The sequence below is a fragment of the Pseudorhodobacter ferrugineus DSM 5888 genome, from assembly GCF_000420745.1.
In the GTDB taxonomy this organism is placed as follows: Bacteria; Pseudomonadota; Alphaproteobacteria; order Rhodobacterales; family Rhodobacteraceae; genus Pseudorhodobacter; species Pseudorhodobacter ferrugineus.
Window position 1 is genome coordinate 13,972 of sequence record NZ_ATVN01000007.1, and the last position, 14,391, is coordinate 28,362.

14 protein-coding genes and 1 tRNA gene are annotated in these 14,391 nt (G+C 58.2%); 3 read left to right on the top strand and 12 right to left on the bottom strand.

All coding sequences use genetic code 11. The features are described from left to right. Positions 1–6: 6 nt before the first annotated feature. The 3 genes from G560_RS0107760 to ndk all read right to left on the bottom strand — a co-directional run bounded on the left by G560_RS0107760 (position 7) and on the right by ndk (position 3,202). Positions 7–588, bottom strand: coding sequence for an outer membrane protein (locus tag G560_RS0107760; RefSeq protein ID WP_022703751.1), 582 nt, complete (start codon positions 586–588; stop codon positions 7–9). 247 nt (positions 589–835) lie between these two features. Further along, positions 836–2,647 carry an ABC-F family ATP-binding cassette domain-containing protein gene (locus G560_RS0107765; RefSeq protein ID WP_022703752.1) on the bottom strand — a complete coding sequence of 604 codons (1,812 nt, stop codon included), beginning with the start codon at positions 2,645–2,647 and terminating at the stop codon, positions 836–838. Positions 2,648–2,779: 132 nt separating this feature from the next. Further along, positions 2,780–3,202 (bottom strand): nucleoside-diphosphate kinase, encoded by a 423-nt coding sequence (gene ndk / locus G560_RS0107770; protein WP_022703753.1) that lies wholly within the window; start codon positions 3,200–3,202, stop codon positions 2,780–2,782. A 139-nt stretch (positions 3,203–3,341) separates the two neighbouring features. Here ndk and G560_RS0107775 point away from each other — a divergent pair, with 139 nt between their 5' ends. The 3 genes from G560_RS0107775 to G560_RS0107785 all read left to right on the top strand — a co-directional run bounded on the left by G560_RS0107775 (position 3,342) and on the right by G560_RS0107785 (position 6,509). Beyond that, positions 3,342–5,186, top strand: coding sequence for an ABC-F family ATP-binding cassette domain-containing protein (locus G560_RS0107775; RefSeq protein ID WP_022703754.1), 1,845 nt, complete (start codon positions 3,342–3,344; stop codon positions 5,184–5,186). A 91-nt stretch (positions 5,187–5,277) separates the two neighbouring features. Then, the gene (locus G560_RS0107780; RefSeq protein WP_028913857.1) at positions 5,278–5,895 is read left to right on the top strand and encodes a MarC family protein; all 618 of its coding nucleotides are present in this window, start codon (positions 5,278–5,280) and stop codon (positions 5,893–5,895) included. Positions 5,896–5,933: 38 nt separating this feature from the next. Next, positions 5,934–6,509, top strand: a complete 576-nt coding sequence (locus G560_RS0107785) for a retropepsin-like aspartic protease family protein (protein ID WP_022703756.1) — start codon at positions 5,934–5,936, stop codon at positions 6,507–6,509. A gap of 7 nt (positions 6,510–6,516) precedes the next feature. Here G560_RS0107785 and G560_RS0107790 read toward each other — a convergent pair. The 9 genes from G560_RS0107790 to iscR all read right to left on the bottom strand — a co-directional run bounded on the left by G560_RS0107790 (position 6,517) and on the right by iscR (position 14,265). Further along, positions 6,517–6,593 (bottom strand) — tRNA-Arg (locus tag G560_RS0107790). Between the two features lie 71 nt (positions 6,594–6,664). Then, positions 6,665–7,885 (bottom strand): cysteine desulfurase, encoded by a 1,221-nt coding sequence (locus tag G560_RS0107795; protein WP_022703757.1) that lies wholly within the window; start codon positions 7,883–7,885, stop codon positions 6,665–6,667. Positions 7,886–7,888: 3 nt separating this feature from the next. Then, a complete protein-coding gene (locus G560_RS18780) occupies positions 7,889–8,482 on the bottom strand; it encodes a Yip1 family protein (protein ID WP_022703758.1) in 594 nt (197 codons plus the stop codon). A gap of 3 nt (positions 8,483–8,485) precedes the next feature. Continuing rightward, the gene (locus tag G560_RS0107805; RefSeq protein ID WP_022703759.1) at positions 8,486–8,962 is read right to left on the bottom strand and encodes a YIP1 family protein; all 477 of its coding nucleotides are present in this window, start codon (positions 8,960–8,962) and stop codon (positions 8,486–8,488) included. Between the two features lie 6 nt (positions 8,963–8,968). Then, positions 8,969–10,252, bottom strand: a complete 1,284-nt coding sequence (locus G560_RS0107810; protein WP_022703760.1) for a SufB/SufD family protein — start codon at positions 10,250–10,252, stop codon at positions 8,969–8,971. Continuing rightward, the gene (gene sufC, locus G560_RS0107815) at positions 10,252–11,007 is read right to left on the bottom strand and encodes a Fe-S cluster assembly ATPase SufC (protein WP_022703761.1); all 756 of its coding nucleotides are present in this window, start codon (positions 11,005–11,007) and stop codon (positions 10,252–10,254) included. The genes G560_RS0107810 and sufC overlap by 1 nt, the downstream gene beginning before the upstream one ends. A gap of 72 nt (positions 11,008–11,079) precedes the next feature. Beyond that, on the bottom strand, positions 11,080–12,588 hold the full coding sequence (gene sufB / locus G560_RS0107820; RefSeq protein WP_033419313.1) for a Fe-S cluster assembly protein SufB: 1,509 nt from the start codon (positions 12,586–12,588) through the stop codon (positions 11,080–11,082). A gap of 45 nt (positions 12,589–12,633) precedes the next feature. After that, positions 12,634–13,680, bottom strand: a complete 1,047-nt coding sequence (locus G560_RS0107825) for a cysteine desulfurase family protein (RefSeq protein WP_022703763.1) — start codon at positions 13,678–13,680, stop codon at positions 12,634–12,636. Positions 13,681–13,785: 105 nt separating this feature from the next. Further along, the gene (gene iscR / locus G560_RS0107835; protein WP_022703765.1) at positions 13,786–14,265 is read right to left on the bottom strand and encodes a Fe-S cluster assembly transcriptional regulator IscR; all 480 of its coding nucleotides are present in this window, start codon (positions 14,263–14,265) and stop codon (positions 13,786–13,788) included. Positions 14,266–14,391: the final 126 nt, after the last annotated feature.

The following is a 14,391-nucleotide window of genomic DNA, read 5'->3' on the forward strand; positions in this document are numbered from 1 at the left end:
TTTCTTTTAGAAGCGGTAGCCGACGCGGATTTGCGCCGTGTTGGCACGCAAATCTATCCCGGGTGCAGTAAAGTCGTTAAAGCGGTGATGGGCAAATTCGGCACCCACGGTCCACTTGTCATTGATGGCGTAATCCATGCCGAAGCCGACGAGGTAGCCATTATCAGAGCCCAACACCGAACTCTTTGCACGGGCTGCGCCCACGGTACCGTAGACAAGGGTCGAGCCGAGGTCATAGCCGCCCATCAGCTTGAGTTGGGTGACGCTGTCAAGTTTGCCAGCGGGGACACCAAGGTCGATATTTGAACCATTGTAGGCAAGTTCGGCGCCGGCAACGAATTGGCCGAAGTCATAGCGGTAGCCCATATGGACGCCGCCGATAGCACCATTGCCGTCGACACCCGCAACATTCGAAGACACGTCGCCATAGCCGAGTTGGCCACCGACATAAAAGCCCGTCCAATCGGCGCTGACCGGCGCCATCATTACAGGGGCAATCATTGGCTCGGCCATAGGCTCCGCCATACCGCCAGCAAAGGCGGGGGCGCTAAGGGTGGTTGCAACAACGAGGGATGAGATAAACTTCATAAGTCTGGCCTTTCTATCTAATGTCGGCGCATGCCGAACGGTCATGTAGCCTGATGACAAGCGCCGACGGGCCATGTGAGCCCTACGTTGCGTACCATCTTGTAACACAACTTAAATATAGCGCTTTGGTTCCCTAGTTTTTAGCCCATCTCACAGTCCTGTGACCGCAACGGCAAAATACTGCTCAAAACCGCCTACCGGGGGTATTGGCGTCAGCGGCGCTCTGCCGAAAGCTTGCCAAAAGCGGTTACAGGGCGGCTTTTTCCTCGAGCGCCATCCATTCTGCCTCGAGTGCGGCCAATTGCGTTTGGCGGTCGGCCATCATTTCGGACGCTTTACGGAATTTCACGGGTTCTTTGCTGAACAGATCGTCGGCCTCTAACAACTCGCCCAGCTTGCTGATTTCTGATTCCATCGTGGTGATCAGATCAGGCAGGTTTTCCAGACGCTTGCGTTCGGTGAAGGACAGCGTGTCGACACGCTTTGCCTCAACCTTTGGCGCGGGAGTGCTGGTGGTTTTTGCCCTGAACGTGGCCTCTGGTGCCCATTCAATATCACGCTGCGACATATAATCGGTCCAGCCACCGGGGAACACGCCCACCCTGCCCTGCCCTTCGAGCGCCACGGTCGAGGTAGCGACGCGGTCGATGAAATCGCGGTCGTGGCTGACCAAAAGGACCGTGCCATCATAATCGCCGAGGATGTCTTGCAGCAGGTCAAGAGTTTCGACATCAAGGTCGTTGGTCGGTTCGTCGAGGATGAGAAGGTTTGACGGTTTGGCCATGATGCGGGCCAAAAGCAGCCGCGCTTTTTCGCCGCCGGACAGCGAACGGACGGGCGCGCGAGCTTGGGCCTCGTTGAACAGGAAGTCCTTGAGGTAGCCGACGACATGCTTGGGAATGCCGCGCACCATGATTTGGTCGGAGCTGCCGGATACGGCCATTGTAGGGTCGTTTGTCAGGTTGTCCCAAAGCGAGGCGTTCGGGTCCAGTTGTGCGCGGGTTTGGTCGAACACCGCGATATCGAGGTTGGTGCCAAGGGTGATGGTGCCAGAATCGGGTTGGATTTCACCGGTGAGCATTTTGAGCAAAGTGGTTTTGCCGATACCGTTGGGGCCGACAAAGGCGATACGGTCGCCGCGCAGCACACGCAGATCAAGGTTTTGGACGATGTTGGTGTCGCCAAAGGCTTTGAAGATGCCTTTCGCCTCGACCACCCGTTTGCCCGATGTAGTGCCGGATTCGAGCGCCATAGCCGCGGTGCCTTGGCGGCGGATTTGGCCTGCGCGTTCGGCGCGCAAATCGGCCAGCGCGCGGACGCGGCCTTGGTTGCGTTTGCGCCGCGCCGAAATGCCCTCAACCGCCCAACGCGCCTCGGCCTTGATTTTACGGTCGAGTTTGTGGCGCTGGTCGTCTTCCTCGGCCCAGACGGTTTCGCGCCATTCTTCAAACCCGTCAAAGCCGGATTCGCGGCGCCGGACCTGACCTCGGTCGATCCAGAGGGTCGCGCGGGTCAGCGCCTTGAGGAAGGCGCGGTCGTGCGAGATGAGGACAAAGGCGGTACGGGTGGATTTGAGCTCTTCTTCCAGCCATTGGATCGCTTGGATATCAAGGTGGTTGGTGGGTTCGTCCAGCAGCATCAACTCCGGCGCCTCGGCCATCAGGCGGGCCAATGACGCGCGGCGGCGTTCGCCCCCCGAGGCAGAGGTGACGAGGGTTTCGGGGTTGAATTTCAGGCCTTCGGCAACCATCGCGACCTTGTATTCCTCGCCCTCGGGCAAGTTGGCGGCGGCGTAATCGCCCAAGGTTTCAAAGCCGGACAGATCGGGGTCTTGTTCCATATAGCCCACAGTGACGCCCGGTGGCACAACGCGGGTGCCAGCATCGGGCAGCGTGAGGCCTGCCATGACCTTCATCAAAGTGGATTTGCCAGACCCGTTGCGGCCCACGAGCGCCACGCGGTCACCGGGGTGGACCACCAGATCAAGGTTATCAAACACCGGATCGCCGCCAAAGGTGAGCATGATACCGGAGAGTTGCAGGAGGGGGGCGCGGGCCATTGGGTTCTACTTCGGGCGATTGCCATAGTGGCAGAGGCCGGGGGTTTTGCACCCCCGGACCCCCGCAGGATATTTTTAAACAGAAAAAGCTGGGGCGGCGGTTAGGGGCAGTTTGGGGCTGCCCCTAATGGATTAGCCAACCAGTTCAAGACCGGAGAAGTAGAAGGAGATTTCACGTGCCGCAGCTTCTGGGCTGTCGGAACCGTGAACCGAGTTTTCGCCAACCGACAAAGCAAATTCCTTGCGGATCGTGCCTTCGTCAGCGTTAGCGGGGTTGGTCGCGCCCATCACTTCGCGGTTTTTCAGGATCGCGCCTTCGCCTTCGAGAACCTGAACGATGATCGGTGCCGAGGACATGAATTCAACCAGTTCACCATAGAACGGGCGAGCTGCGTGCTCAGCGTAAAACGCGCCAGCCTGAGCCTGCGACAAGTGAATACGCTTTTGTGCTACGATACGCAGACCAGCCTCTTCGAACTTGGCGTTGATTTTGCCAGTCAGGTTGCGGTTGGTTGCATCGGGTTTGATCATCGACAGGGTGCGTTCTGTGGCCATGGTTTTCTCACTTTGATGTGCGGGACGTATCCCGTGATGTTTCTGGGCGCCTGCTAACATGGGGCGTGCGGCTTGAAAAGCCCATCCGGACGCGCGGGCCCTGTTGACGGCGCGCGCGTGATCAGGCAAGGCGTGGCCCATGCTTCGTATATCAGACATCACCTATTCCGTTGAAGGCCGCCCGCTGCTTGTGGGCGCTTCTGCTACCATTCCCACAGGCCACAAGGTTGGCCTTGTTGGCCGCAATGGCGCGGGTAAAACCACGCTGTTTCGCCTGATCCGCGGCCAATTGGCGCTGGAGGGGGGCGATATTTCGATGCCGTCCCGTTCGCGCATTGGCGGTGTGGCGCAAGAGGTGCCATCGTCTTCGACCACCTTGCTGCAAACCGTGTTGCAGGCCGATACCGAGCGCGAGTCGCTGCTGACCGAGGCGGAAACCGCCACCGACCCGCACCGGATCGCCGAGGTGCAGGCGCGACTTTCGGATATTGACGCTTGGTCCGCCGAAGGGCGCGCGGCGTCCATCCTGAAAGGTTTGGGATTTGATGCCGAGGCGCAGTTGCGGCCCTGTTCCGACTTTTCAGGCGGGTGGCGGATGCGTGTGGCACTGGCAGGCGTGCTGTTTGCGCAGCCCGATTTTCTGTTGCTGGATGAACCGACCAACTATCTGGATTTGGAAGGGGCGTTGTGGCTGGAAAGCTATTTGGCCAAATATCCGCATACCGTGATCATCATTTCCCACGACCGCGGGTTGTTGAACCGCGCCGTGCAGGGGATTTTGCATCTGGATGAGAAAAAGCTGACCTATTGGAACGGCCCTTACGACCAATTTGCCCGCCAGATGGCGGAGCGCCGCGCCGTGTTGCAGGCCGAGGCGAAAAAGCAAGAATTGCGGCGCGCGCATTTGCAGTCGTTCGTGGACCGCTTCAAAGCCAAAGCATCGAAAGCCGTGCAGGCGCAAAGCCGGGTAAAAATGCTGGAAAAGATGGAAACCATCACGCCGCCCGAAGAGGCGCGCAAGCAGGTGTTCACCTTCCCGGAACCAGAAGAGCTGTCGCCGCCCATTATCAATATGGACGGGGTGTCGGTTGGCTATGACGGTCCGCCCGTGCTGCGCAACCTGTCCTTGCGGATTGACCAAGACGACCGGATCGCGCTGCTGGGGCGCAATGGTGAAGGAAAGTCTACGCTTTCCAAGCTGTTGGCGGGCAAACTTAAACCAATGTCCGGCAAGATGACGCAAAGCAGCAAGCTGCGGATCGGGTATTTTGCCCAGCATCAGGTCGATGAATTGTTCATTGATGAAACCCCGTTGCAGCATTTGCAGCGCATGCGCCCGGCCGAGGGGCAACCGCGTTTGCGCGCGCGCCTTGCGGGCTTTGGCCTGTTGGCCGATCAGGCGGAAACAGTTGTCGGGCGGCTTTCGGGCGGGCAAAAGGCGCGACTGTCGTTGCTTCTCGCCACCTTGGACGCGCCGCATTTGTTGATTTTGGACGAACCGACCAACCACCTTGATATGGAAAGCCGCGAGGCGCTGGTTGAGGCGCTGACCACCTATTCCGGCGCGGTTGTGCTGGTAAGCCACGATATGCACCTGTTGGGGCTGGTCGCCGACCGTTTATGGCTGGTAAAAGGTGGGGCTGTGATGCCCTACGGCGAGGATCTGGAAGCGTATCGCAAGCAATTGCTGGCAGGTGATGAGACGGCCAAGCCTGTAAAGGTTGTGGAAAAACCAAAGAAAGCCAGCCGCGACGAGGTGATGGCGCTGCGGTCGGACGTGCGCAAATGCGAAGAGCGTTTGACCAAACTGAACGATATGCGCGACAAGCTGGCCAAGAAACTGGCGGATCCCGCACTTTATGAACCAGAGCGTTTGGGCGAGATGGAGACCTGGCAAAAGAAATATGCCGAGGTCATGGAAGGTTTGGACCGTGCCGAGGCGATGTGGCTGAAGGCGCAGGAAAAGCTGGAAAATGCAGCCTGAGGGCGGTATTTTCCCATCGGCTTCAAGATGAGTATTTGAACAAAGATGAAATCAGGCGCTAGTGTGGGGGCCTGAACCGAGGGGATTTTTTGTGGATTCTGCGTTTTTGATCACAGCTTTTGCTACGCTTTTTGTGGTAATTGACCCGCCAGGGCTGATCCCGATGTTTATCGCCCTGACACCTGGCATGACGGCAGAGCGGCGGCGGGTGATTGGGCTGCGGGCCTGTGTGATTGCCATTGTGATCCTGACGCTGTTTGGCCTGTTGGGTGAGGCGGTGCTGGGGTTTATCGGGATTTCCATGTCGGCCTTTCGGATTGCGGGCGGAATTTTGCTGTTCTTGACGGCGCTTGATATGTTGTTCGAACGGCGCACCCAGCGGCGTGAGGGGCAAGCGACGGTGCATGACCATGACCCATCTGTGTTTCCCATCGCCATTCCGCTGATCGCGGGGCCGGGGGCGATTGCGACGATGATTTTGTTGGTGGGCGAATCCGGTGGTGGTTGGCAAGGGATCGCAACCGTGCATGCCGTGATGATTTTCGTCGTCTTCCTTGCGTTTCTTTTGTTCCTGATTGCGGGCCCGTTGGAACGCGCTTTGGGCCGCACCGGCACCGTGGTGATTACCCGCCTTTTGGGGATGTTGCTGGCGGCGCTGTCGGTGCAGTTCGTGATTGACGGCATTCGCGGGACAGGCTTGATCGGCTAATCCCCCTGCCCCATATCTGTTGCAAGCGGAGGACACGCATGGACGGCGATACCACAGCACGAGTCATCTATCTGGGCATCTTGGTCGCTGCCGTTGGCAGCTACTTGTTGGTCGAGTTTCGCGGGCGTATGGGCCAGATGATGCGCGGGCTGATGTCTTGGGGGCTGATCATCGTAGGGCTGATGGCCGGTTACGGGCTGTGGCAGGATATGGGCGGCAAGATGATGCCGCAGCAATCGGTTGCGCTGGGGGGTGAGGTTGTGTTGCCCCGCGCGCCCGATGGGCACTATTACCTAAAGCTGGACATTGACGGGCAACCCATTGAATTCATGGTCGATACCGGTGCATCCGGCGTGGTCTTGTCGCAAGAGGATGCACGGTTGATAGGGATCGACCCCGCCAATCTGGCCTATCTGGGCACCGCGCAAACGGCCAATGGCATCGTGCGCACCTCGCGGATCACCTTGGAAAACGTCGTTTTGGGCGACTACCGCGATGACAAGCTGCGCGCCTATGTCAATGATGGCGAAATGGGCGGGTCGCTTTTGGGCATGGATTATCTGGGCCTGTTCCGCATTGAAATCGCGGAAGAGCAGATGATCTTGCAGCGATAAGGTAAAATGGTGCACCCGACTGGATTCGAACCAGTGACCTCTGCCTTCGGAGGGCAGCGCTCTATCCAGCTGAGCTACGGGTGCCGATAGCGCCTAGGTAAGACAAGCCGCGCGGGGTTGCAACGGGTTATTTGCGCAAAAGCCAAGCAAAGGCGTTAGCCAAACAACTCGTGGCAAAACTCCAATGCGTCGATCAGTTTGTCGGACTCATCCACAGTGTTGTACATCGCAAATGACGCGCGGCACGTGGCGCCAACGCCCATATGCTCCATCAAGGGCATGGCGCAGTGCGTGCCGGCCCGCACTGCAATGCCGCGCTTGTCCAAAATGGTGGAAATGTCATGTGCATGCGCCGCCCCTTGCAGGGTAAAGCTGAAAATGGCCGCCTTGGTCGCGGAATTGCCCTGCACGTTCAACCAGTTAAGCCCCGCCAAACGATCGCGGGTATAGTCGCGTAAAGCAGTCTCATGTACCGCAATATTGGCCATGCCGATGCCCATCATATAGTCGAGCGCCACGCCCATCCCGATTTGCTGCACAATGCCAGGCGTGCCCGCCTCAAACTTCATCGGCGGGTCGTTATAGGTCACCAGATCGCGCGTGACGTCGCGAATCATGTCCCCGCCCCCAAGGAACGGGCGCATTTCCGCCATGCGGTCACGGTGAATGAAAATCGCGCCCGACCCGCTGGGGCCATAGAGTTTATGCCCCGTAATCGCATAGAAATCGCAGCCCATCGCCGTCACATCGACCGGCATATGCACCGCCGCCTGTGACCCATCGACCAGCGTGGCCACACCGCGCGCACGGGCGGCGTGGCAAATCGCGGCCACATCGACCACCGTGCCTGTCACATTCGACATCTGGGTAATCGCCACCAGCTTGGTACGCGGGCCAATCGCATCAATCACCGCTTGGGCGTCCAGATCGCCATTCGCATCACAATCGACCCATTTCAGCACCACGCCCAGCCGTTCGCGCAAGAAATGCCACGGCACGATGTTGGCGTGGTGTTCCATGATGCTCAGCACCACCTCGTCCCCTGCCTGAAACCGCGGCGCGGCCCAAGCGTAAGAAATCAGGTTGATCCCTTCGGTCGTGCCGGTGGTAAAGACAATCTCATCCTCACTCGGTGCATTCAAAAAACGCGCAACCTTGCCGCGCACCGCCTCATACTTATCGGTCGCAAGGTTGGAAAGGTAATGTAACCCACGGTGAACATTGGCATATTCATGGGCATATCCCGTCGTCATCGCGTCAATCACCACTTGCGGCTTTTGCGCCGATGCACCGTTATCCAAATATACCAGCGGCTTGCCGTTCACCTGCCGCGACAAAATCGGAAAATCGGCGCGAATTTTTTGCACGTCAAACATGGCTCATGGTCCTGTCGCTGGGGCGCCAAAAAGCTGCGCAAAGATAACGGCCAAGACGATAGCCGCCACAATAACCGTCAGAAAAATTCCGAAAAACGTAAGCGCAAGGTTGGTAAACCCGTGCAATTCAGCGACAAAATTGGTCATCAGCCACAAAAACAGCACCAGCCCCAAAATGCCCAGCATATCCGACACGGGCGGCACAAGCGCTTGCGTCACCAGCTGCGCAATCTGGACACAGAGCAGGATAAACTGCAACCACGCGACCAGCACAACCGCACCGTTGAGGCTGCCCGTGCCCCCCATTTTGCGCCCGACCTTATGAATCGCATGCACCGAAATCAGCAGCACAACCCACTGCAGCATGGCAGTACGGATCGGACTGCCCATCGCCGCGCCCCAGATCTCGCGCGCCTCGGGCGGCATCATCGCAAAGCTGATATGCGTCAGCACGGTAGACGCCACGGCCATCAGCAACAGCGCCATCCAACCGACCATTGGCGCAAAGCCAAAGTCCAAAATCATCGCAGCGCCGCGGCGCGGGGCCCGCAAGGTTTCAACAACCATTCGCATCAAAAAGGCGGGGGTAAAATCCATAATCTACTGTTCCGCCTCGATTAAGTTCAAAATCCAAAACACGGCAAAGGCCACGCCTGTCACACCTGTCACCGCCACAAGGGCTGGGCCAGGGCCGATCATGCCCTTGACCAAGCCTTGCAGCAACATCAACGGGCTAACCGCAACCAGCGCCCAAAACAGCGCAAGCCGCGCGCCGTAATGGTCGCCCTGCCCGCCCAACAGCTTGGCAATCCAATGGCCAATCGCGGCCAGCGAATACCACACCGGAATGAACGCAAGCATCCCCATCCCAATCGCAAACATCTGCGCCGCCAGCGGTTTTTCAGGGCTGAAAAACGCCTCTCGGCTTGCCCCCGGCCATTGCGCGACAAAGGCCACGGCCATGAACGCCACGAGCAACGAAAAGGCCCAAGGCTCGGACCGCCCGCGCGCCAGATGCGACCGCATCACCGCACGCGGGGCGCGCCAAGACCGAACGATATCGGTGGTCACGGGCATATCGACCTATTTCCCCTGATGCCGCGACAGCCAATCTTCCATGCGGGCGCGGATGTCTTCGGCAAGGTCTTGGTCCTCAATCTCGGCAATCGCCTCGGCCAGAAAGGCCAAAACCAGCAGGCTTTGGGCCGTTCGCATCGGCACACCGCGCGACCGCAGGTAAAACAGCGCGGCCTCATCAATCGCGCCGCTGGTGGACCCGTGGCTGCACACCACATCGTCGGCGTAAATCTCCAGCTCGGGCTTGGCCAAAAACTGGCTGTCATCATCCAGCATCAAGGCTTGACTGATCTGATAGCCATCGGTTTTCTGCGCACCAGCCTTGACCAGAATCTTGCCTTGGAACACACCAACCGCGCCATTTTTCAGAACCTTCTTAAACACTTGGCGGCTTTCGCAGCGCAAGGCGTCATGGGTAATGAACACAGTGTCATCATGGTGGAACGCACCGTCACCCACAGCCGCGCCCGCCACATGGGCCTGCGCATCGTCACCGGTAAATTCGATCACTGCCTCGTTGCGGGTCATGCGGCCATTCATCGACAGGGTAAAGCTTTTGAAAAGCGATTCTGCCGCCAGACGGGCAAAGATATGCGTGACCAATTGTTTGCCATGCGACCGGCCTTGCGGGCGGATATGGTGCAACTTGCCCCCCGCCGCGATATCGGCCTCCATCACCACATTGCTGCGCGCACCCGAAATCCCGGTCTCCAGAACCGTCAGGTCTGCCCCAGCCTCAACCTTAATGCAATGATGCAAGATCGCATCAGAAGTGCTTGATTTCTGACGATAAGATATATGTATCGGGCGCGGTGCCTTGCCCGTGACACGGATCAACAAACCCTCATGTGCCACGGCCGTATTCAGGCTGGCAAAGGGCCGCGCAACGGGCGTTTGGCCCGCTGCCTCAAGCGTGCCATACAGCGCCTTGGCCCAGTGCAAATCCTGCGCATCGGCTTGCGACAGCAGCGAAATCTCAATCCCTGCCATGGCCATATCATCGGATGCCGCCGCATCAAACACGCCATCCTCAAACACCAACCGCAGCTTGTCCTTGCCCTCAAAAATCGGCACCTCAACCCGCAGCGTGTCCGCCTCCAGCGGGGCCACAGCGTTCAGCATCGCAGGGTCGGTATAGCGCCAATATTCATCGCGCCGCCCGGGCAGGCCCATCTGCGCCAGCCGTGCAAAGGCCGCTTGCCGCGCGTCATGCGAAAACCCGCCCTTGGGCGCGGTAAGGCCCGCCAATCGCGCGGTCAGCGCATCTTGTTTTGCTTGCAACTGGGCCATCACACCACCTCGGCCAGAATATCCGCATAGCCGTTGTTCTCAACCTCCAGCGCCAATTCCGGCCCGCCGGTTTTGATGATCCGACCATCGGCCATGATATGCACGAAATCCGGTTTGATATGGTCCAAAAGCCGTTGATAATGCGTGATAACAAGGAAAGACCGCCCCGCATCGCGCAGCGCGTTCACGCCTTCTGACACCAGCTTCATCGCATCAACATCAAGGCCAGAGTCGGTTTCGTCCAAGATGCACATCTTGGGTTCCAGCATCGCCATTTGCAGGATCTCGTTGCGCTTTTTCTCGCCGCCCGAGAAACCCACGTTGACAGGGCGCTTCATCATCTCGGCATCAATTTTCAAGGCCTTGGCCTTGGCCCGCACGATTTTCAGGAAATCTGCCGCAGACAGCTCATCTTCGCCGCGCGCCTTGCGCTGTGCGTTCACGGCTGTGCGCAAAAAGGTCATGTTGCCCACGCCCGGAATTTCAACGGGGTATTGGAATGCCAAGAACAACCCCGCCGCCGCGCGGTCTTCGGGTTCCATGTCGAGCAATTCGGCACCTTCCAAGATCGCCGACCCGTCCGTCACCTCATACCCGCCCTTGCCCGACAGCACATAAGACAGCGTCGATTTCCCCGACCCGTTCGGCCCCATGATCGCATGCACTTCGCCCGCGCCAATCTTCAGGTTCACCCCTTTCAGGATCACCTTATCTTCTTCTTCAAGTTTGACGTGCAGGTTGTTGATTTCTAGCATAATTTCCTCATGTATCTTTGGTATGCGGCGCGTGGCACTACTGCCGCCCCGCCGTGCACATCTGGTCAGGTTTTAGCCTACCGACCCCTCAAGCGAAATTGCGACAAGCGCCTGCGCTTCCATCGCAAATTCCATCGGCAGGGTTTGCAAAACATCCTTCACAAACCCGTTCACCACCAGCGCCACGGCCTCTTCTTCATCCATCCCGCGCGATCGGCAATAGAACAGCTGGTCATCATCCACCTTGCTGGTCGTCGCCTCATGTTCCACGCGGCTGGAATTGTTCTTGACCTCAATGTAGGGCACCGTATGCGCCCCACATTTATCCCCGATCAGCAAACTGTCACATTGGGTATAATTACGTGATTCCTTGGCCTTAGGGTGCATACTTACCAAACCACGGTAAGTATTTTGCGCCCGCCCAGCCGAAATGCCCTTGGACACAATGCGCGACTTCGTGCGCTTGCCCAGATGGATCATCTTGGTTCCCGTATCGGCCTGCTGCGCGTTGTTCGCAATCGCGATGGAATAAAACTCGCCTTGGGAATCGTCGCCGCGCAAAATGCAGGACGGGTATTTCCATGTAATCGCCGACCCCGTTTCCACCTGCGTCCACATCACCTTAGCACGGTCGCCACGGCAATCGGCGCGCTTGGTCACGAAATTGTAAATCCCGCCAACACCGTTCTCATCACCGGGATACCAGTTCTGCACCGTGGAATATTTCACCTCGGCATCTTCCATGATCACAATCTCAACCACGGCCGCATGTAGCTGATTTGTATCACGTTTCGGCGCGGTGCAACCTTCCAGATAGGATACATAGGCGCCCTTGTCACAGATGATCAGCGTGCGTTCAAACTGCCCCGTATTTTCAGCATTGATCCGGAAATAGGTGCTCAATTCCATCGGACAGCGCGTGCCTGGCGGAATATACACAAACGACCCGTCCGAAAACACCGCCGAATTCAGAGTGGCAAAATAGTTGTCCGATTGCGGCACAACCGACCCGATATATTTGCGCACCAATTCGGGATGTTCGCGCAGCGCCTCGGAAATGGAACAAAAGATCACACCGGCCTTCATCAATTCGGCCTGAAAAGTGGTGCCCAATGACACGCTATCAAACACCGCGTCCACTGCCACGCGGCGCGGCTCGTCGGCACCTTCAACACCGGCCAGAAGCATCTGTTCCTGCAAGGGAATCCCCAACTTGGCATAGGTTGCCAGCAGCTTCGGGTCCACCTCATCCAGCGACTTTGGCTTCACCTCCATGCTTTTCGGCGAGGCATAGTAATAGATATCCTGATAATCGATCTTGGGATAATCCAACATCGCCCAATCGGGTTCTTCCATCTCAACCCAACGCTGATACGCGGTCAAACGCCATTCCAGCATCCATTCTGGCTCTTCATTCTTGGCCGAAATCAGACGCACGATATCCTCGTTCACACCTTTCGGCGCAAACTCCATCTCGATCTCGGTTTCCCAGCCGTATTTATACTTGCCGGCCATAGCGTTGACGGTTTCAATCGTCTCGCGGTCTACGCCTTCGCGCACCTCGATCTCAATCTCTGGCATCACTGTCATCTGTTGCTCCTTTCCGGTCGTCGTCCGGTGCATTCCTCAGCCCCGCCTCGCGCGGTGCTTGTCATAAAGTCCAGTCCAATGCTCTGCAAAGCGCAGAACCATCGTCTCGGTCACACCCGGCCCGATGGAAATGCGAATGGCAGATGCCGCCGCGTTCTCATCAAAGCCCATACTGCGCAAAACGCGGCTGGCCCGCACCTTGCCCGATGAACAGGCCGACCCCGCTGAAACCGCAAAGCCCGCCAAATCCATCTGCATCACCTGCGTCTCGCCTTTCCAGCCCGGTGCGATCAGGCACAAGGTGTTGGGCAAGCGTGAAATCTCTTTCCCGACAAAAATAGTATCTTTTGTCTGGGCAGACAATGCCTTTTCTAGAATATTTCTAAACTGGGCGATTTCGTCCCAAACGCCATTGGCCAAATCCCGCGCCGCAGCCTCAGCCGCAGCCCCGAAACCGGCGATGCCGATAATGTTTTCGGTGCCCGCACGGCGGCCCATTTCCTGGCCTCCACCTTTAATTTGCGAAGGAATATCAATGCCCTGCCGCAAGGCAACCGCCCCAACGCCTTTTGGCCCACCCAGCTTGTGCGCCGATACCAACCCCGCGTCACATCCCAACCAGTTAAACGCAAGCGGCACCTTGCCAAAGGCTTGGGTCAAATCACTCACCGCCAGTCCGGCAGGCAAATCCTGCAAAATCCCCGTTTCCGAATTGGCCATTTGCAGCGCCGACAGCGCCGGATCCGGCACCACAACACGGCCCGATCCATCCACACTCAGGTCCACCGCGCACCAACTCGTCACCGCATCATGCTCCACATCGGCGCAGTGCAACCCGCGTCCGCTGCAAACCAACGCCGCCCCTTCCGTGGCCGACCCGACAAAGACAATATCCGCGCCCTCGGCCCCAAGGGCCGCCGCCACCTGCCCCCGCGCCCGCTCTACCAAGGCTTTGGCCGCGCGGCCCTCGGCATGCACAGACGACGGGTTCCCCACCACATCCATCGCGGCCATCATCGCCAAACGCGCCTCGGCCCGCAGCGGCGTTGTCGCATTCCAATCCAGATAAACCCGCGCGCTCACATAATTTCCATTTCATCTTTGAAAAAATACTCCGGAGGGACAGTTGCATTGCCACGCAATGCAACCTTGCCGTAAGGCAAAAAGGGGGGCAGCGCCCCCATACCCCTAGTCCTCATCCACCACCGCAAACAGTGCAGGCACTGCCGGACAGGGATGCATCTCATTGCGGATCACATCCGAAAGCCGTGTCTGGTGCAAAAACACATAGACATGCGCCGACAACCCCTCCCACAACCGATTGCTCAGCGATTGCGCTCGACTGCCGGAAATCGCGCCTGATGCCCCAGCCCCCGAATGCATCGCACTCACATTCTCATCCACCGCTTCCATGATCTCGCTCATCCGAATGTCGGACGGACTGCGCGACAAACGATAACCGCCCCCCGGCCCGCGCATCGCCTCCACCAACCCCGCGCGGCGCAGCTTCACGAACAGCTGCTCAAGGTAAGGCAAGGAAATATCCTGCCGCTTTGAAATCTCGGACAGCGACACCAACCCTTCCTCACCTTGCGCAGCCTTGCCCGCCGCCAAGGCCAAATCGCACAGCGCAACCACCGCATAGCGGCCTTTTGTCGAAAGTTTCATGCCTCACCCCCCAATTTGCGCCGCGAACCCCCGAGATTTCGGCCCAGACCCCTACCAAACCATTGACCTGCACCCAAGGGGCGCTTAACTCAACAGCAACCGCAGACCCGCATTGGGCCTGTTTTG